A 17,997-nucleotide genomic window follows, 5' to 3' on the forward strand; every position below is an offset into this window, starting at 1 on the left:
AACGCCAGGTACGGCGCCACCAGCGCCCATTCTTCATCGGACACGTCGGACGGGTAGGCGGGGCGATCGGCGCTCATACCCCTCAACGCCCACGCTACGTCATAAGTTCATAACACGCTCTAGTGTTAAGAGGTATGACGGTGGGGAATGCCCCTTGTATCTTGAGACGCTCTTTCCTCTATTTTTCGTAGAACAAAAGGTTGGGTGGTCAGCGATACCTGGGGCCATTCCTACTCAGTTCCGCATTCGCGAAGTACAAAGACGCAGTGTTGAATATTTATTGGATTTTGATACTCATGATATTGAACTTAGACGTCAAAACATCGAAATGAATATGAATTCAGTTCGAGCCGAATGGACAAAAATCTTTGATGCCACTGCCGCTATGGCATCGATTTCCGGGCTGCGTATTTTAGGACTCCCAATGCATCCTTCTGCATTTTTAGAAGACGTCACACAAGCTTATTTGGAAGTTTTCGAAAATGGCGAATGGCAACGACTACAAAGCTGTATAACGTCCCTTTCAGATAGGATTGAAAAACTTACTCACGAAAGCGTGCCCGACGTTGAGTCTGTCTCTGACGATATCTATTCAGAAATCGAAGATATTTCGCAGCAGATTACTGTTCTAAACACAGAAAGAACCACTCTTTATAGAAATCGTCAAGCCGAAAGGACACAGTACGAAGCTACACAACTGCGCATTATGCAAATTGATGAGGATCTTCAAAAAAATAAAGACGCTTTGAAACTTCAAAATTTTGGATCTACGCTATCCAGGAGGCTCAATCCAAGCCATTGCCCGACATGCGATCAGCCAATAGATCAATCACTTTTGCCACAGGGATCCATCGGATCTGTAATGTCGCTAGATGATAATATTGATTTCCTCGATGCACAACGCAAGGCCCTTAGACGCCTACTAGTAAGATCAGATACTGTAATTAAAGATATCAGTCTTGAGATGATAAAAATTGCCGAAGATGTTCGCAAATTATCAGGACGTTTACGCGCTCTTAAGGCCGATCTTATCGCGCCATCAGAATCGGCGTCCTCTGCCTTCATCGAGCAGCGTTTGAGGCTTGAACAGCGCTTGATTCAACTCAGGGACGTTCAAGCGCGTTTCGATGAAAAAATTACGCATATGTGCGATCAGGTACTAATTTGGCGCGGCTACTTAGCCGAACAGAAAAACTTACCCTCAGACAAGCTCAGCGATGCCGACCGATCAAAGATCCGGTTGCTAGAGAGCTCCATTCGATCGCAGCTTAGTCGATATGGATTCATCACATTCCCGCCTAAAGACCTCACAGTCTCTGAAGACTCCTATAGGCCCGAGAAAGAAGGCTTCGAGATTGGATTCGAACTATCGGCAAGCGATAGCATTCGCTTGAAATGGGCATACCAGCTCGGCCTTCTCGATGTTTCCAGCAAAGCCCAGACGAACCATCCTCACCTAGTCGTCTTTGATGAGCCTCGACAGCAGGAAGCAGCAGAAACAAGCGTTGCTGGACTTCTGGTTGAAGCGGCACGCATGTCTCAGTCTGGCGCTCAAATCATAATTGCTACGAGCGAAAATTTCTCCAATATCACGAGCGTGCTCGAAAAAATACCATGCCAAATTTGCAGTTTTTCTGGCAGAATGATAGGACCTGTAAATTGATCTACTAATTACGCAATGTAGATACTCCACATCGAACTGGTCGGCGAGGCTGACAGTTGACGTGCGCCTACCTTTGAGCTTCAAGCTATATCAAAAAATGAAGATGTGGGGGACAAGTAACTTAATGAAGATTAAAAAAAACCGGCTACAAACTGGTCGCTTGCAGCCGGCAAATATTATTTCAAGAAGCGACCACCAGCGGTCAGCTCTTAACCGCCCCCGCCGTCAACCCACCCACCATATACCGCTTGAATACATAATAGATCGCAGCCGGCGGCAAGGCGTAGATCAACCCGGTGGTCATCAGCAGCTCCCACGGCGAGTCATCCGCCGCCAGAAAGCTCCCCAACGCCACCGGCAGGGTCACGTCGGTGTCGCGGGAGAGGAGCAGGAAGGCGAACAGGTACTCGTTCCAGGCGAGCAGCAGCGCGTAGACGCCGATCGCGACCAGCGACGGGACCATCAGCGGCAGGTAGACGAAGCGGAAGAGCTGGGGCGGCGAGGCGCCGTCCATGATCGCGGCTTCGTCCAGCTCCACCGGCAGCTTGTCGGAGGCCTGCTTCAGCACCCAGATCGCGTAGGGGCTGGCGATCGTCACCATCGCGAGGATCAAAGCCCATTTCGAGTTGAGCAGCCCGTAGGCCCCCATCGTCTTGTACATCGGCACGGCCAGGAACGCGGCCGGGATGAAGTAGGTGAACAGCGCCATGTTCATCACGGTCCGGCCGCCCTTCACCTTCAGGCGGCTGATCGCGAAGGCCGCCGCGGTAGCGACGAGCAGCGTCAGCACGCCGGTCGCGAAGGCGATGACCGCCGAGTTCCAGAATTGCTGCCAGAAGTTCGACAGGAAGTAGTGCTGCTGCCCGAACACGACCTTGAAGTTCTGCAGCGTCGGGTGGGCCGGGAACAGCGCACCCGACATCGCGTCCTGCTTCGGCGAGATCGCGAACAGGACGAGGTGGTAGATCGGGATCACGGTCCAGAGCAGGACCGGGATGCCGACGAGGAGGAGCTTCGCCTCCGTGCCGGCCGCCCGCAGCCAGTTGGTGCGGGCGGCGGAGCGCTCTTCCGCGGAAGGCGCGGCGAGGGGGGCGCGGGCGGTGGTGGTCGTGCTCATTTCGAGAGCCTCTTCATCAGCACGTAGACCAGCGGCAGCACGAAGGGCATCGCGCAGACCACCGCCGCCATCGAGTGGTCGACCTGGTCGAGGCGCAGGTACCGGATGCCGAGCGTCGCCAGCACGTGGGTCAGGTCGGCGGGACCGCCGCCGGTGAGCAGGTAGACCGAGTTGAAGTCGCCCAGCGTCCAGATCATCGACAGGATGGTGCAGGTCACGTAGAGCGTCCGCATCGACGGCCAGGTGACGTGCAGGAACTTCTGCCACTTGGTGGCGCCATCCACCGAGGCCGCCTCGTAGAGGTCGGCCGAGATGGCGAGCCGGCCGGCGAGCAGGATCAGCGTCCAGAACGGCAGCGACTTCCAGATATGGACGCCGATGGCCAGCGTGAGGGCCAGCCACGGGTCGTTGAGCCAGTTCGGGCCGTCCTCGCCGGTGAAGCGGAAGATCAGCGAGTTCACCACGCCCCATTCGGGGTTCAGCATGAACCGCACCGACAGGATGGTGGGGATCGACGGCACCGCCCAGGGCAGGATGAACAGCACCGACAGCCAGCGAATCCACTTCCGCTCGTTGGTGAAGAAGCCCGACAGGAGGAGCGCGATCGCCATCTTCACGTTGATGCCGACGATCAGGAACACCAGCGTGTTGACGACGGCGCGGGCGAAGATCGGATCCTCCGCCAGGTGCACGTAGCTCGCGGGGCTGCGGGCGAGCCACAGGCCGTAGCCGATCGGGTAGATGACGAAGAACAGGAAGATCAGCAGGTAGGGCGCGATCAGGATCAGCCCCCAGGCCTGCCACGAGGTCAGGCGGAAGGGCTGGGCCGCGGCGACCGGCGCTGCCTCAGCGACCGTTGCGGACATGGTCTGGCTCCCTCACGAGACCGGGATGGGGTTGGGGTGAAAACCGAGAGCGGGCCCCGATCAGGATGTGATCGGACCCCGCCCGGGATGGGGTGGATCGAGGCATGTGCGCCTCTCCTTGTGTTCCGTGGGGCCGTCTTCAAAAAGAAAGCGCGGGCTTCCCCTCTCCCCGCGGGCGGGGAGAGGGCTGTGTTCCCGTCCAGGGAACGCAGCGAGGCGTCAGCCGAGGGTGAGGGGGTGTCGCCGGATGAGGCTCGTCCGGAAACACCCCCTCACCCTCGCCCTTCGGGCTAGCCGCGCCGCCTGAACGGCGGCTCGGCCCTCTCCCCGCCCGCGGGGAGAGGAGTATTCCCGCGCCTCGTCCTTCCCCGGGCAGCCCCGTCCTCGTTACTGCCCGGCGATCTGCTTCACCCGGGCCAGCATCTCGTCGGCGGCCTTCTCGACCGGGACCTTCTCGCTCACCACCCGGTTCATCGCCTTGGCGAACACGTTCTCGTTGTTGACCAGCGTGAACTTGTAGTTCTTCACGTAGTCGAACGGCTCGGTGCCGGACTTGAACTGGTTGTAGACCGCCTTGCGGTGCTTGTCGGCCTGCCAGAACGGGCTCTCGATCGACTCCTTGGTCACCGGGAACCAGCGGCCGATCGCGCCCTCGACGTAGGGACGGAGGTTGTCCTCCTCCATGATGAACTTCACGAACTCCTTGGCCGCCGCCTTGTTCTTGGCGCCCGAGAAGACGACGCCGTGCTTGACGTCGGCGCGGTAGGTCATCGGCTTGCCGTCCGGCCGGTTCGGGAACGGCGCGGTGATGATCGTCTCCTCGTAGGCCTTCTTGGCAGCCTCGCGCTGCTCGGGCGTGTTGTTCGGGTTGACGCTGTCCTCGTACCACTTGGCGGCGATCGAGATGGTGAAGTTGTGCGTCATCACCGTGGTGCGGTTGTGGAAGGCGACGTTGTTGTCGGGGTCCTTCCAGGTCGTGGCCGACGGCGGCACGCAGCCCTTCACGTAGGGGTCGGTGTAGTCCCTCAAGGCCTTGATCAGGCCCTCGCGGGTCTTCGGGTCGTCGACGGTCAGCTTGCCGTCGTTGTCGACGAGCCGGGCGTCGTAGGCGTCCATGAAGGCGTAGAAGGACTGGAAGCTGTCGGTCGATTCCACACCCATCGGCGCGCCGATGCCGTAGGTGCGAGTGCCGGACGCCTTGCGGTAGGCCGGCTGGACCTTGTCGCACCAGAACGACCAGTACTCGGCCCAGTTCTTCGGCACGTCGGTCGGCTTGAAGCCGGCCTTCTCGAGCATGTCGCCCCAGGTCTCGGTGTGGAGCGTCTGGCGCTTGAGCGGGAAGCCGTAATAGGCCTTCTTGCCGGTCTGGCCGTTCATGAGCAGCACGTGCTCGACGGTCTGCGGGGCGAAGCGCGGCATCATCGGCTGGAGGATGTCGGTGAGGTCCTCGAGCTTGCCCTCGTAGGCCCACTTGCCGGCGGCCTGGTTGTTGTAGGTGTCGGAATAGCCGACATCGGGCGGCGAGCCGGAATCGAGCGCCGCCACGGTCTTCGGGATCATGTCCTGGATCGCGTATTGCGACAGCTCGACCTTGATCCCGGTCTTCTGCTCGAACTTCTTGATCGTCGCCCAGAGCGACTCGTCCTCGGAGCGGTAGAAGCCCTTGCTGAACCAGACGGTGAGCGTCTTGTTGTCCTGCGCGACGGCCGGCAGCGCTGCCATAATCAGGGCGCCAAACGACAACGCTCCCGCGATCACCCGCTTCATCGATCGAATCCTCCCACCCGCCCCGTTGGCCGGGCGGTCTGCCGGCATATCAGCACGGGACGGCGCGGGAGGCAATTCGGCGGAAGTCAACACAAAGTATGACCGCGCAAAACCCGATTGCGCTCGATCAATTCACCACTGCGAGTATTTCCGCCTTACGACACAATACTCTTGCCGACAATACACCCCGCCGCATCGATCAGGCATCGCCGCCCTGTCTTGACGATGCGGCTAACCGCCCATAGGCCCTGGTCACAACACCGGGCTCACCTGTCCGGGAGCGGCCGAAGAGCTGCGAGATCAGGAGGAACGCCATGCCCCGCATCGTTTCGCTGGAGGCCGGCTACTACCGCGTGCCGCTGGCCGTGACCCTCAGCGACAGCATGCACGGCGACATGCGGGCCTTCGAGCTCAACACCGTGGTCTTGCGCGACGCCGACGGCGCGGAGGGCGTCGGCTACACCTATACCTGCGGCCGCAACGGCGCGGCGATCGACGCGATCCTGCGGCGCGACATCCCCGAGCAGGTCGTCGGGCAGGAGGCCGACCGGATCGAGCGCCTGTGGCAGCGGATCTGGTGGGGCCAGCATTACGGCGGCCGCGGCGGCGCGGCGGTGCTGGCGCAATCCGCCATCGACATGGCGCTGTGGGACCTGAAGGCGAAGCGCCTCGGGCAGCCGCTTTGGACGCTGCTCGGCGGCAACGACCCCAAGGTGCCGTGTTACGCCGGCGGCATCGACCTGCAACTGCCCCTCGACCAGCTGCTGCGCCAGACCGACGACAACCTGGCGAAGGGCTTTCGCGCCATCAAGATGAAGGTGGGGCGGGCGCGTCTCTCCGAGGATGTCGAGCGGGTGCGGGCGATGCGCGAGCACCTGGGCGAGGGCTTTCCCCTGATGGTCGACGCCAACATGCGCTGGAGCGCCGACGAGGCGATCCGCGCGGCCCGCGCCCTCCAGCCCTTCGCGCCGTACTGGCTGGAGGAGCCGGTCATCCCCGACGACGTTGCCGGCCAGGCTCGCGTCGTGCGCGAGGGCGGCCTGCCGATCGCCGCCGGCGAGAACCTGCGCTCCCTGTGGGACTTCAAGCAGCTGATCGCGGCGGGCGGCGTCACCTATCCGGAGCCGGACGTGACGAATTGCGGCGGCGTGACCCCGTTCATGAAGATCGCGCACCTGGCGGAGGCCTTCAACCTGCCGGTCACCTCGCACGGCGCCCACGACGTGACGGTGCACCTGCTCGCAGCCAGCCCCAACCGCTCCTACCTGGAGGCGCACGGCTTCGGGCTCGACGCCTACATCGCCGAGCCGCTGGCGATCCGGGACGGCTTCGCGGTGGCGCCCGACCGGCCGGGCCACGGCATCGCCTTCGACTGGAAGGGGCTCGACGCCATCCGCGCCTGACGCCCCAGGGTCTCAGGCCCGCCGCAGCCGCAGGGCGTTGCCGAGGACGAACACGCTCGACAGCGCCATCGCGCCCGCCGCCAGCACCGGCGACAGGGACGGCCCGCCGACCACCCGCAGCAGGCCGGCGGCCACCGGGATCAGCGCCACGTTGTAGGCGAAGGCCCAGAACAGGTTCTGGCGGATGTTGCGCATCACCGCCCGCGACAGCCGCAGGGCCTCGGCGACGGTGGCGGGGTCGCCCGCCATCAGCACCACGTCGGCGCTCTCCACCGCCACGTCGGTGCCGGTGCCGATCGCGAGCCCGATCTCGGCCTCGGCGAGCGCCGGGGCGTCGTTGATGCCGTCGCCCACGAAGGCGACCGGGCCGTGCCGCTCGCGCAAGGACCGGACGGCGTCGCGCTTGGCCTGGGGCAGCACCTCGGCGAGCACCGTGCCGATGCCAAGCGTCCGGGCGACACCCTCGGCGGTCCCCCTCGCGTCACCGGTGACCAGCGCTACCGCGAGGCCCTGGCCTGTGAGCGCCCGCACGGCCGCCGCCGACCCGGGCTTGACCGGATCGGACACCGCCAGGACCGCCGCCGGCACGCCGTCGAGGGCGACGTAGAGCGGCGAGCGGCCCTGCCCCCCCAGGCGCTCGGCCTCGGGCGCCAGATCCGAGAGGTCGAGACCGGCGAGGTGGCGGGCGTTGCCGACCGCGACCGTGCGGTCGCCGGCCCGGCCGGTGATGCCGTGGCCCGGCACCGCCGCGACCTCGCTCACCGGCGGCAGGCTCAAGCGCTTCTCCGCGGCGGCGGCCACGATGGCGCGGGCGACCGGGTGCTCGGAGCGGGCCTCGAGAGCGGCGGCGGCGGCCAGGACGTCGTCGGGGTCGAAGCCGGGGGCGGGGATCAGGTCGGTGAGCTGTGGCCGCCCTTCCGTCAGGGTGCCGGTCTTGTCGAAGGCGACGACGCGCACCCCCTCGAGCGCCTGGAGCGCCTGCCCGCTGCGGAACAGCACGCCGCGCTCCGCCGCCCGGCCGGTGCCGACCATGATCGAGGTCGGGGTGGCAAGCCCCATGGCGCAGGGGCAGGCGATGATCAGCACCGCGACGGCGTGGACCAGGGCCTCGCCCAGCGCAGGAGCCGGCGCGAGCGCGAGCCAGGTCACGAAGGTGACGAAGGCGAGCGCCAGCACCGCCGGCACGAAGCGGGCAGTGACCCGGTCGGCGAGCGCCTGGATCGGCAGCTTCGCCCCTTGCGCCGCCTCGACCATGCGGACGATCTGGGCGAGCGCGGTGTCGGCCCCGACCCGCTCGACCGCGAGGGTGAGCGCGCCGGTGCCGTTGACCGTGCCGCCGGTGACGGGGTCGCCCGGCGCCTTCGCCACCGGCATCGGCTCGCCGGTGAGCATGCTCTCGTCGATGCGCGAGCGGCCCTCGATCACCCGTCCGTCCGCCGGCAGGCGCTCGCCGGGGCGGACGCGGACGTGGTCGCCGACCGCGAGCTCGGCCGCCGGCACCTCGGTCGCGACGCCGTCGCGCAGGCGCAGCGCGGTCTTCGGCGCGAGGCCGACGAGGCGGGCCACCGCCGCGCCGGTGCGGCCCCGCGCCCGCGCCTCAAGGCTGCGGCCCAGCAGGATCAGGGTGACGATGAGGACCGAGGCCTCGAAATAGACGTGCGCCGCCCCCGCCGGCAGCAGGCCGGGACCGAGGGTCGCGACGAGCGAGAACAGGTAGGCGGCGCCGGCGCCGAGCGCCACGAGCGCGTTCATGTCCGGATGGCCGCGCACCAGCCCGGGCAGGCCGCGGGAGAAGAAGCGCCAGCCTGGGCCGGCGAGGACCAGGGTGGCGAACACCGCCTGGATGCCGGCGCTCCAGGCCCCCGGCAGGAGGCCGTGGCCGGCGAGATGGCTGCCCATGTCGAGTACCACGACGGGGAGCGAGAGCAGGGCGGCGAGGACCAGGCCGCGGGTCAGCGCCGCGGCCTCGCGGGGTTTCTCGGGTGCCGTCATCGCCGCCGGCACGGGGCGGGGCTCGTAGCCGGCGTCCCGGATCGCCGCGTCGAGGGCGTCCGGCGGCACGAGGCCGGCGGGGTGGCGCACGGTGACCCGGCCGGTGGCGAGGTTGGCGCTCGCCTCGCGCACGCCGGGCACGGCCCTGAGCACCCGCTCGACCCGGCCGGTGCAGGAGGCGCAGGTCATGCCCGCGACGGACAATTCGCTCACCGCCTCCGGCACGGCGTAGCCGGCGCCCTCCACCGCGTCGGTGAGCGCCGTCGGGTCGTTGTCGGGAGACAGATCGAGGGTGGCGCGGCCGGTGGCGAGGTTGACGGCGACCGCCTGGACGCCCGGTACGCGGCTCAGCACCCGCTCGACGCGGCCGGTGCAGGAGGCGCAGGTCATGCCCTCGACGGGCAGGGTGAGGCGGCGGGCGGGTGCGGTCATGGTGCGGTCTCCCGCATCCGATGTGGGGGGCGGGGCAGCGGAGCGACATGGCCGGGATCGCCGACGGCCGTTGCGTCCCGAACATGGTTTCGCCGTGCTCGAGCCTCAGAGCGCAGCGGGCCGCCTCGGGAAACCTCCGGGACATGATCCAGGCGGTTTCGGAGGCGGGGCGAAGCGGGAGCGGGCGATGATCGGGCGGGTTGCGGCGGCAGTGGCGATGCTGTGCGGCGGGGCGGGGGCGGCGCTGGCGCATCCGCATGTCTGGGTGCAGGCCCGGGCCGAGCTGGTGCTCGACCAGAAGCGCAACCTAGTGGCTGTGCGCGAATCCTGGACCTTCGATCCGGAATACTCGGCCTTCGCGGTGCTGAACCTCGATTCGAAGCGCGACGGCGTGCCCGACCAGCCCAAACTCGACGCGATGGCGGCCGAGCGCCTGGAGGCGATGGCGGAGACCGCGTACTTCACGCAAGGAAAGCTCAACGGGCGCCCGCTGGCGCTGAAGGGCGGGCCCGCCCCGAAGGCGAGCTTCTCGAACGGCCGGCTCACCTTCGACTTCACCCTGGTGCCTCAAGGGCCCACCGGCCCGGTGCGCACCCTGGTGATGAGCGTCGACGATCCGGATTTCTACGTCGCCTTCGGCTTCCCGCCGGGCGAGGCGGTGCGGCTGTCGGGCGGGCCCGATTGCGTCCTGAAGTTCACCCGCCCGCCCCAGCAGGCTCGGGAAGGCGAGCAGCTGATCCCCGACGGGGAGGCCACCGGCACGCCGGGCGCGGCGGCAGCGGCCGCCGCCGACTATACCGGGCGCCTGCTCGTCGCCTGTCCCTGATCGGCGAGCGCCGCCGGTTCGCCGAGCGCCGGGATGAGCGCGCGGAACGTCGCCCCCTCCCCCGGGGTGCTCTCGATCACCAGCCGGCCGCGGTGGCGGTTGAGGATGTGCTTGACGATGGCAAGCCCGAGGCCCGTGCCGCCCTGCTGGCGGCTCGACGCGGCGTCGACCCGGTAGAACCGCTCGGTCAGGCGCGGCAGGTGCTCGGGGGCGATGCCGGGTCCCTCGTCGCGCACCGCGATCTCGACCTGGGGCGGCCGGCCGTCCTCCGCCGGCAGGGTCGCGAGCCGCAACTCGACCCGGCCGCCGTCGCCGCCGTACTTCACGGCGTTCTCGACCAAGTTCTCGATCACCCGCAGGAGCTCGTCGCGGTCGCCGAGCACGCGGTGCGGCCCCGGCCCGGACTCGAGGGTGAGGGCGACGCCGCGCTCGCGGGCGATCAGCCCGAGCGCGTCGGCGATCTGGCGGGCGAGCGGGCCGACATCGACCCCTTGCGTCGGCGGCACGTGGGCGCGCAGCTCGATGCGCGAGAGCGACAGGAGGTCGTCGATCAGCCGGGTCATGCGCAGGGCCTGGACCCGCATGATGCCGAGGAAGCGCTCGCGCGCCTTGGCGTCCTCCCGGGCCGGTCCCTGCAGGGTCTCGATGAAGCCGAGGAGCGAGGCGAGCGGCGTGCGCAGCTCGTGGCTGGCATTGGCGACGAAATCGACCCGCATCGTCTCCAGGCGCTGGGCCGAGGTGAGGTCGCGCAGGAACAGCACCAGGTTCGGCCCGGCCCGACCGGCCTCGCCGCCCTGCATGGCGCCGATCTGGACCTCGAAGGTGCGCTCGGTCGGCACCCGCGGGGAATAGACCGTCTTCAGCGGCTCGCCGGTGCGAAGCACCGTCTCGATGCCGGCGAGCACGTCGGGATCGCGCAGCGCGAAGGAGAGCGGGTGGCGGGGCCGCAGCGACGGCAGGAGCGCGCGGGCGGCGGCATTCGATTCGATCACCAGGGCGCGGCGGTCGATCAGGATGACGGGGTCGGGGATGTTGGCGAGGAGCGCCTCGGCGAGGCCGTGGCGGCCCCGGCCCGGCGCCGCGTCGGAGCGCGGCACCGGCTCGCCCCGGCGCGGCGAGGCCGCGAGGCCGCCGGCCACGAGCGCGACGAGGCCGGACAGCGCGGTGCCGAGATCGAAGCCGTGGTGCCAGGCATGGATGGCGAGGACGACCAGCACGGCGACGAGCGCCCCGCGCCAGGCCGCCCGCCGGGCGGAGGTGAGGGCGCCGGAGGCGCCGGGCAGGATGGGGGGCACCGCCGGATCGTCGGGAGGCGCGTCGTCCGGAACGCCGGCGTCAGGACGTCGGGTCGCTCTCGGCATCATCGTCGGGCGCCTCCCGCGGGGTGAGGCGCGCCCGCTTGGCGATCTCATAGGCGCCGAGCGCGGCGAGCGCCACCACGAACGGGATCAGGTAGTAGCAGACCCGGAACAGCAGGAGCGCGCCGAGCACCGATTCCCGCGGCAGGCCCGAGAGGGCGAGCAGCACGGTCGCCTCGAACACCCCGAGCCCGCCCGGCGCGTGGCTGGCGATGCCGAGCATCGCGGCGAGCACGTAGATCGCCACGAAGGCCTCGAAGCTGACGCCGTGGCCGGCCGGCAGCAGCACGTAGAGCACGCCGGCCGCCGCGCAGACGTCGCCGGCGCCGACGAGCATCTGGCTTAAGGACAGCTTCAGGCCCGGCAGCTCCAGGCGCCAGCCCCGCACCTTGACGCTGCGGCGCTTGAGCGAGACCCAGGCGAGATAGGCGACGACCGCGGCGAGCGTCGCGAGCCCGAGGCCCTGGTTGAACAGGACGCTGGTATAGGTGAGGTGCGAGAGCGGCCCGGCCTCGCGGATCAGGCTGATGCCGAGCACCGCCCCCATGCCGAGCCAGAAGGTGAAGCCCGCGACGATGGTGAGCGCCGCGATGCGCCCGGGGCTGAGCCCTTGTCCGGAATAGATCCAGTAGCGCACCGTGCCGGCGGTGAGCAGCGGGAAGCCGAGGTTGAAGCTCACCGCGTAGCTGGTGAAGGAGGCGAGCGCGGTGGTGCGGTAGGGCACCTTCAGCTTGAGCTGTCGCAGCGCCAGGGCGTCGTAGCAGGTGAGGAACGTGTAGCTCACCACGACGAGGGCGATGGCGATCCCGACCTGCTCGGGCGTCGCCGCCAGGAAGGCGGTGCGCAGTTCGGCCCAGGTGACGGTGGAGACGAGCTTGCCCAGCACCCCGAGGGAGATGACGAACAGCACCACGCTGGCGAGCGTGCCGATCCAGGCGTAGCGGCGCCGGTGCCGGGCCTGGCGCGCGGCTTGAGGATCCTGCTGGGGATCGCGAGGCGCGGGGTCGCGGCCCGGATCCTGCCCGGCCGGGTCCTCGTCGCGCGGCATCCCGGCGCCGTCGTCGCGCAGGGGCTTGGCCTGCGCGAGGTTGTTGTCCTGCGTGGCGAAATTCATCGCGTCGGCGTCAGACCCCGCTGGTCGCCGGCGCGAGCCCGCGGCCGATCGCGGCCAGGCTCGCGCACAAAAGTGCCCGGCGGCACTCCGACCGAGCCCCGCTCGCATACCGGGCCATGTAGGCCGTCTGCCGGCGAATGACCAGCCGGACCATGCGGCAGGCCAGGAGGAACGGGCGGGAAATCAACCGGAAGGACGGAGATGGCGCGCCGCCTCCGCGAGCCCCGCGGCGATGCGCTGGGCCACCAGCGGGCTGGTGCAGACGTAGGTCGGGCTCGGATGCGGGATCGCCACGGTGGGGAGGTCGGGCCGGATCCCGGCGAGGTCCGGCGCGAGCGTCTGGGAGACCCGGCCGGACAGGACGACAACCGCGAGCCTCGGCATCAGGGCGAGCAGCGGCGGCAGGTAGGCTCTCGCTGCCCGGATCTCCCCGGTGCGCGGCGCCCGGTTGCGGGCCCCGGGCTCGTGGATCACCCACGGCACGGCGTTCCAGATCAGGGTGTCGGCCCGCGCGATGCCAGCCTGCGACAGGAAGCGAAACAGGTTGGCGGCGGTGCCGGTCGGGTTGTCGCGGGAGACGAAGGCGGTGCGGCCGGTCGCCGGGCCGGGCGTCTCGAGCAGCAGCAGCAGGCGGGCCTCGACGCCGCCGTCGAGGGGATCGGCCTCGGGCACCGGCCGGTCCCGCTCGGTCCGGATCCGCCCGGCGAGGCGGCGCAAGGGGGCGAGGTGGGGGCTGACCTCGACGAGGGCGTGGCGCGCCGCGACGGCGCCGGGATCGGCGAGGCTCTTGGGCGTCGCCGGCCCGCCGCTCACGCGAGAACCAGCCCCTCGGGCACGGCGCCGGCGAGGCGGAAATGCTCGCGGGCGCCCTCGGCGTCCAGGCGCTCGGCGAGGCCGTCGGGACCGCCGAACTGGAAGCCGATCTGGCTCGTATACGCTGCGCAGGCCGCGTGCTTGGCCGCCGCCTCATCCGGGGACAGGCGCACGGTGAGGGCGGGAAGGCCCGCGAAGGTCTCGCGAAAAGGCTCCTTCGGGTCGGGGTGGCGCACGGTGTAGGGAAAGTCGCGCCACCACAGCACCGGGCAGGCCGGAGAGAGCGCGGTGAGCGCGCGCACCAGCTGGACGTGATCGACGTGGCCGCCCACCCCTTGCGGGGCGAGCAGCAGGTCGGGCGCGGCCTCCTCCATCAGGCGGGCCAGCACCGGGGCGAGGTCGTCGGCGAGGGAATCGTCGGGCCGGGTCCCGGCGAAGAGTTCCGGCGCCGAGGCGTAGCCGCGATGCGGCGCCTCCCGAAGCGCGACGTGGACCGGGGGGTTCACCCTGAGCGCGTCGGCGGCGACCCGGTCCTCGTCGCGGCGCAACGCCATGTAGTCGATATCGGGCCCGAGCCCCTTGTCGAGTTGGCAGGCGAGCGCGAAGCCGGTGGGATCGGGCACGCTGGCGGTGAGCAGCGTCACCATCACCACCCGCCAGCCCCCGCGCGCGAGCTGCGCCAGGGTGCCGCCGCAGGAGAACGCGGCATCGTCGAGATGGGGCGAGAGGGCGAGGGCTGTGGGCATCGACTCACATATTAAGAGGAAACCAGCAGAGCGCAGGGTTCTCCTCTCCCCGCGGGCGGGGAGAGGGCCAAGCCCTCGTTCAGAGGGCGCGGCAAGCCCGAAGGGCGAGGGTGAGGGGGTGTTGCCGGATGAGGCTCCTCCGGAAATACCCCCTCACCCTCGGCTGACGCCTCGCTGCTGACCCGACAAGGGGTCAGCAGCCCTCTCCCCGCCCGCGGGGAGAGGAGATATGCGCGTAGCCCAGGAGGGAAACTTCCGTCCGCGCCGGAATTGCCCTCACAACAGATGCGGCTCCGCCCGGAACCGGCAGCCCGGATCGTGCGGCAGGTTCGGGTCGAAGGCCGGATCCGGCCGCTCGCCCTTCACCGCGGCGTAGACCTCCATGATCTGCCGCCCCACCGCCTGCCAGGAATAGACCCGCCGGCACTCCTCCAGCGCCGCCGCGGCGAGGCGGGCGCGCAAGGGCCGGTCGGTGATGATCCGGTGCAGGGCCTCGGCCAGCGCCGGCACGTCGCCGGGCTGGACCATCAGCCCGTTCTCCTCGTCGCGCAGGCAGTCCGAGACGCCGACGGAATGGGTCGAGACCACCGCCTGCCCCGCCGCCATCGCCTCCAGGATGGTGTTGGAGAACCCTTCCGCGTAGGTCGGCGAGACGAACACGTCGCCCATCGCGTAGAGGCCCGGCACCGCGTCGTATTCGGCGTAGCCGGTGAAGCGCACCTGGCTCTCCGAGAAGCCGAGATCGGCGGCGAGCGCGCGGGCCGGCTCCACGTCGGGGCCGATGCCGGAGATGATGGCGGCAAACGGCGTGCCGCGCAGGCGCAGCAGGCTGAGCGCGTCGAGGAAGTCGAGCACGCCTTTCCGGCGGTCGACCCGGCCGTGATAGAACAACCGCACCGGGTCAGTCGCGTCGCCCGGCTTCCATCCTTCAGGCGGGCGGAAGCGCGCGGTGTCGACCGCGCCCGGCACGATGGTGAAGCGATCGGGATCGCTGCCGAGCCGGTCGCAGACCTCGGCCACGAAGGAGCGCCCGCCGATCAGGAGCGCGTTGGCGTGGGCGAGCACCCGCACCATGGCGAGGCGGTGGGTCTCGCAGCACGAGCCGACCCAGTGGCCGTCGCCGCCCTGGATCGAGACGACGTTCGGCACGCCCAGCCTCTTCGAGGCGATCAGCGTGGCAAAGCCCGTGGGGTAGCCGTACTGCGCGTGCAGCACGTCGAAGGGCTTGCGCGCGTGCTCGGCCGCGATGGTCTCGACCATCGTGGCGATGTCGCGCTCGAAGTCGCCGCTCTCCTGCTCGCCGACCTGCTCGAGGCCGACCACCCGCACGCCGGGCACGGGAGGGGGCGGACCGCCGCCATAGACCTTGGTGCCGAAGGCGTCGCCCCGGTACTGGCTCACCATCGTGACGTCGTGGCCGGCCCCGGCGAGCTCGCGCAGCAGGTTCTGGGCGTAGACGCTCATGCCGGAGATGGCCGGGAAGTAGCGCCGGCTGACGAAACACACCCTCATCGGCGGCACTCCCGGAGGTAGCGGAGCGAATCCGGGATCATCCGGTCGGCCCGGTGGCTCTCGCGGGAGAGTTCCACGCAGACGAGCTTGTCGAAGTCGATCGCCTCCAGCGCGTCGAGCACGCCCGGCACGTCCATGTCGCCCTCGCCGAAGGGCAGGTGGATGTGGGTGCCCCGCGCCATGTCCTCGATCGCCACGGTACCGAGCCGGTCGGCGAATTCCTTCACCGCGGCGGCCGGCTCGCGCTCCTGCGTCACCAGGCAGTGGCCGGTATCGAGCGCGAGCCGGAGGCCGTGCACGTCGAGGGCGACGTAGTCGTCCAGGGTCTCGACCAGCATGCCGGGCTCGGGCTCGAGCGCTGCGACGACCCGGCGCTCGGCGGCGTAGGCGACGACCTGTTCGAGGCCGTCGCGCAGCCAGCCGCGCGCCTGTCCCGGATCGACGCCGGGCTTCGGCACCCCGGCCCAGAACGACACCGCCTCCGAGCCGAGGATCGCCGCGATGTCGATCGCCCGGTGCAGGAAGGCGACCCGGCGGGCGCGGCCGGCGGGATCGGCCGTCACCAGGGTCGGCTCGTGCTTGGCGCGCGGATCGAGCAGGAACCGGGCGCCGGTCTCGATCACCGAGCCGAGATTCAAGTTGTAGAGCCGGCCCCGGACCCGCTCGGCCGCCTGCGCCCAATCCTCGGCGAAGGGGTCGAGGTGGTGGATGTCGAGGGTGAGCGCCACGCCATCGTAGCCGGCATCGGCGATCAGGCCGAGCGCGTCGTCGAGGCGGTGGTTGGCCGCCCCGTTGGTGTTGTAGGCGAAGCGAAGCGTCATGCCGCCCTCCCCCGGCGCTCCAGGCGGAACGGCGCGTGGTGCGATTCCGGCTCGCGGTAGAGCGGATAGAGCGGACCGACGATTTTTTCCGCCAGTGCGACGTCGAACAGCGGCTGGCCGCCGAAGCGCTCCAGCGCCTCGGGCGTCAGGCGCACCGGGCGCAGGGACTCGCTCGGCTCCCCGAAGCGGATCAGCGGGTGGTCGCGCTCGATGAGCTTGGCGGTGTTGCGCTCGCCGATGCGGTAGTAGCTCATGGTCTCGACCTCGAGACCCGGCACGATCGCCTTGACGATGCCGACCCCGCCGCCGGGCGGCGAGGCGTCGACGTAGAGAACGTCGAACCCTTCCGCCTCCAGCCGCTCGCGGGCGATGCGGCCGCGGTCCTGGCCGGTGGGCGCGGCTTGCGTCGGCAGGTCGGTGAAGCGCTTGGTCGCGCGCTCGGAATAGACGGTCTGGCTAAGGAAGCCCCGCAGGGTCTCGGCCGGCTTGTCGATCCAGTCGAGCATCGCGGCGAGCGCCCGGCCCTCCTCCAGGTCGAGGCTCGGCAGCGCCTTCTCGATGAAGGCATCGACGTAGCCCGGCGGGGTGATCGAGCGGGCGAGAGCGAGCGGCCCGTGCCCGAAGGTCTTGCGCACCCGCGCGGCCTGGAATTCCAGGATCGCCTTGCGCAGGGCACGCTCGCGGTCGGGGTCGCAGGCCTCGCCGCAGGCCGAGAGCGCGATCGGCGCCGGCGTCCGGGAGGCGTCGAGGTCGTAGCCGACGCAGTAGACGTTGGTGAAGCCGAACTGGTCGGTGGCGAATTTCGGCATCGCACGGATGCCGAACGCCTCCAGCCGGTCGAGCATGCCCCGGGTCTCGGGGCCCAAGCCCTCCGACACGTCGAGCATCACGCCCTGGTCGAGGGCGCGAAACAACAGGCCGTTGCCGTCGCGCTGCAAGAGTTCGAGCAGCCCGTGCCCGAGGGCGAACGCGACGTCGGGCCCCGCGCCCAGACCGTTGGTGATGAGGTTGGTGAAGGGCTGGTAGCCCTCCGACAGCTCGAAATAGTCGGTCGCCGCGAGATCGAGCGGCATCAGCACGGTCTCGCCGGTGCGCGCCCGCACGGTGCCGGTCCATTCGAGCACGGTGTCGCGGTCGACGGGGCTGCCGGCCGGCAGGCCGAGGGTGAGCGGATCGGCGACGGAGTTCGCGCCGAACACCCGCACGAGGTCGTGGTAGCTGCCGCGCTCCTTCTTGCGCGGGATCAGCGCCAGGCTCGGCATCAGGTTCTCGGCGATCTCGGCCACCGAGCCGATGATCGCCTCGTCGTCGGTGGCGCCGTAGCCGATGCCGCTCGGCATCGCGCCGACGAAGTACGGATCATCCAGGAACAGCGACACGAACCAGCACGGCACTCCGGTCCGGTCGAGGGGCGCCAGGGGAAAGCCGACGATCTTTCCGGGCGGCAGCACATCGAGATAGGCGCGCACGGCGTCCGGCAGGCGCTCGGGCAGGCCTTCGATGACGCGGCTCGAACCGTACGAGTAGGGGCGGGGTGCGGCGGGTTTGTCCACGAGCGATCAGACTC

General features: G+C 68.8%; 14 protein-coding genes. 3 read left to right on the forward strand and 11 right to left on the reverse strand.

Features of this window, described 5'->3' with window-relative positions; translation table 11 throughout:
* The first annotated feature begins 154 nt into the window (after window positions 1-154).
* A complete protein-coding gene (locus tag ACS5PV_RS21000) occupies window positions 155-1,663 on the forward strand; it encodes a hypothetical protein (protein ID WP_455397287.1) in 1,509 nt (502 codons plus the stop codon).
* A 202-nt stretch (window positions 1,664-1,865) separates the two neighbouring features.
* Here the strand turns inward: ACS5PV_RS21000 and ACS5PV_RS21005 are convergent, their stop codons facing one another.
* The 3 genes from ACS5PV_RS21005 to ACS5PV_RS21015 all read right to left on the reverse strand — a co-directional run bounded on the left by ACS5PV_RS21005 (window position 1,866) and on the right by ACS5PV_RS21015 (window position 5,413).
* Complete coding sequence (locus ACS5PV_RS21005; protein ID WP_455397288.1) at window positions 1,866-2,780, reverse strand: carbohydrate ABC transporter permease; 915 nt, start codon at window positions 2,778-2,780, stop codon at window positions 1,866-1,868.
* Window positions 2,777-3,646, reverse strand: a complete 870-nt coding sequence (locus tag ACS5PV_RS21010; protein ID WP_455397289.1) for a carbohydrate ABC transporter permease — start codon at window positions 3,644-3,646, stop codon at window positions 2,777-2,779. The genes ACS5PV_RS21005 and ACS5PV_RS21010 overlap by 4 nt, the downstream gene beginning before the upstream one ends.
* Before the next feature lie 387 nt (window positions 3,647-4,033).
* Window positions 4,034-5,413, reverse strand: coding sequence for an ABC transporter substrate-binding protein (locus tag ACS5PV_RS21015; protein WP_455397290.1), 1,380 nt, complete (start codon window positions 5,411-5,413; stop codon window positions 4,034-4,036).
* 314 nt (window positions 5,414-5,727) lie between these two features.
* On the opposite strand from ACS5PV_RS21015, the gene ACS5PV_RS21020 reads away from it, so the two are divergent.
* The gene (locus tag ACS5PV_RS21020; protein WP_455397291.1) at window positions 5,728-6,816 is read left to right on the forward strand and encodes a mandelate racemase/muconate lactonizing enzyme family protein; all 1,089 of its coding nucleotides are present in this window, start codon (window positions 5,728-5,730) and stop codon (window positions 6,814-6,816) included.
* Between the two features lie 12 nt (window positions 6,817-6,828).
* On the opposite strand, the gene ACS5PV_RS21025 is transcribed toward ACS5PV_RS21020, so the two are convergent.
* Window positions 6,829-9,240 (reverse strand): heavy metal translocating P-type ATPase, encoded by a 2,412-nt coding sequence (locus tag ACS5PV_RS21025; protein ID WP_455397292.1) that lies wholly within the window; start codon window positions 9,238-9,240, stop codon window positions 6,829-6,831.
* A 187-nt stretch (window positions 9,241-9,427) separates the two neighbouring features.
* Here ACS5PV_RS21025 and ACS5PV_RS21030 point away from each other — a divergent pair, with 187 nt between their 5' ends.
* A complete protein-coding gene (locus ACS5PV_RS21030) occupies window positions 9,428-10,066 on the forward strand; it encodes a DUF1007 family protein (RefSeq protein WP_455397293.1) in 639 nt (212 codons plus the stop codon).
* Here ACS5PV_RS21030 and ACS5PV_RS21035 read toward each other — a convergent pair.
* The 7 genes from ACS5PV_RS21035 to ACS5PV_RS21065 all read right to left on the reverse strand — a co-directional run bounded on the left by ACS5PV_RS21035 (window position 10,033) and on the right by ACS5PV_RS21065 (window position 17,983).
* Window positions 10,033-11,361 (reverse strand): ATP-binding protein, encoded by a 1,329-nt coding sequence (locus ACS5PV_RS21035; protein ID WP_455397294.1) that lies wholly within the window; start codon window positions 11,359-11,361, stop codon window positions 10,033-10,035. The genes ACS5PV_RS21030 and ACS5PV_RS21035 overlap by 34 nt on opposite strands.
* A 40-nt stretch (window positions 11,362-11,401) precedes the next feature.
* Window positions 11,402-12,538 (reverse strand): lysylphosphatidylglycerol synthase domain-containing protein, encoded by a 1,137-nt coding sequence (locus ACS5PV_RS21040; RefSeq protein WP_455397295.1) that lies wholly within the window; start codon window positions 12,536-12,538, stop codon window positions 11,402-11,404.
* Between the two features lie 183 nt (window positions 12,539-12,721).
* Window positions 12,722-13,351 carry a uracil-DNA glycosylase gene (locus ACS5PV_RS21045; RefSeq protein ID WP_455397296.1) on the reverse strand — a complete coding sequence of 210 codons (630 nt, stop codon included), beginning with the start codon at window positions 13,349-13,351 and terminating at the stop codon, window positions 12,722-12,724.
* On the reverse strand, window positions 13,348-14,097 hold the full coding sequence (locus ACS5PV_RS21050; RefSeq protein WP_455397297.1) for a PIG-L deacetylase family protein: 750 nt from the start codon (window positions 14,095-14,097) through the stop codon (window positions 13,348-13,350). The genes ACS5PV_RS21045 and ACS5PV_RS21050 overlap by 4 nt, the downstream gene beginning before the upstream one ends.
* Before the next feature lie 276 nt (window positions 14,098-14,373).
* A complete protein-coding gene (locus ACS5PV_RS21055; RefSeq protein ID WP_455397298.1) occupies window positions 14,374-15,609 on the reverse strand; it encodes a glycosyltransferase family 4 protein in 1,236 nt (411 codons plus the stop codon).
* Complete coding sequence (locus ACS5PV_RS21060) at window positions 15,606-16,430, reverse strand: sugar phosphate isomerase/epimerase family protein (protein WP_455397299.1); 825 nt, start codon at window positions 16,428-16,430, stop codon at window positions 15,606-15,608. Before ACS5PV_RS21060 ends, ACS5PV_RS21055 begins: the two co-directional genes overlap by 4 nt.
* Complete coding sequence (locus ACS5PV_RS21065; RefSeq protein WP_455397300.1) at window positions 16,427-17,983, reverse strand: YcaO-like family protein; 1,557 nt, start codon at window positions 17,981-17,983, stop codon at window positions 16,427-16,429. The genes ACS5PV_RS21060 and ACS5PV_RS21065 overlap by 4 nt, the downstream gene beginning before the upstream one ends.
* Window positions 17,984-17,997: the final 14 nt, after the last annotated feature.

It is taken from the genome of Methylobacterium sp. Gmos1, from assembly GCF_053764715.1.

Bases quoted from the DNA above. Each gene is read 5' to 3' on its own strand.
- ACS5PV_RS21005 (WP_455397288.1), bottom strand. From the start codon at position 2,780: ATGAGCACGACCACCACCGCCCGCGCCCCCCTCGCCGCGCCTTCCGCG.
- ACS5PV_RS21010 (WP_455397289.1), bottom strand. From the start codon at position 3,646: ATGTCCGCAACGGTCGCTGAGGCAGCGCCGGTCGCCGCGGCCCAGCCC.
- ACS5PV_RS21015 (WP_455397290.1), bottom strand. From the start codon at position 5,413: ATGAAGCGGGTGATCGCGGGAGCGTTGTCGTTTGGCGCCCTGATTATG.
- ACS5PV_RS21020 (WP_455397291.1), top strand. From the start codon at position 5,728: ATGCCCCGCATCGTTTCGCTGGAGGCCGGCTACTACCGCGTGCCGCTG.
- ACS5PV_RS21025 (WP_455397292.1), bottom strand. From the start codon at position 9,240: ATGACCGCACCCGCCCGCCGCCTCACCCTGCCCGTCGAGGGCATGACC.
- ACS5PV_RS21030 (WP_455397293.1), top strand. From the start codon at position 9,428: ATGATCGGGCGGGTTGCGGCGGCAGTGGCGATGCTGTGCGGCGGGGCG.
- ACS5PV_RS21040 (WP_455397295.1), bottom strand. From the start codon at position 12,538: ATGAATTTCGCCACGCAGGACAACAACCTCGCGCAGGCCAAGCCCCTG.
- ACS5PV_RS21050 (WP_455397297.1), bottom strand. From the start codon at position 14,097: ATGCCCACAGCCCTCGCCCTCTCGCCCCATCTCGACGATGCCGCGTTC.
- ACS5PV_RS21055 (WP_455397298.1), bottom strand. From the start codon at position 15,609: ATGAGGGTGTGTTTCGTCAGCCGGCGCTACTTCCCGGCCATCTCCGGC.
- ACS5PV_RS21060 (WP_455397299.1), bottom strand. From the start codon at position 16,430: ATGACGCTTCGCTTCGCCTACAACACCAACGGGGCGGCCAACCACCGC.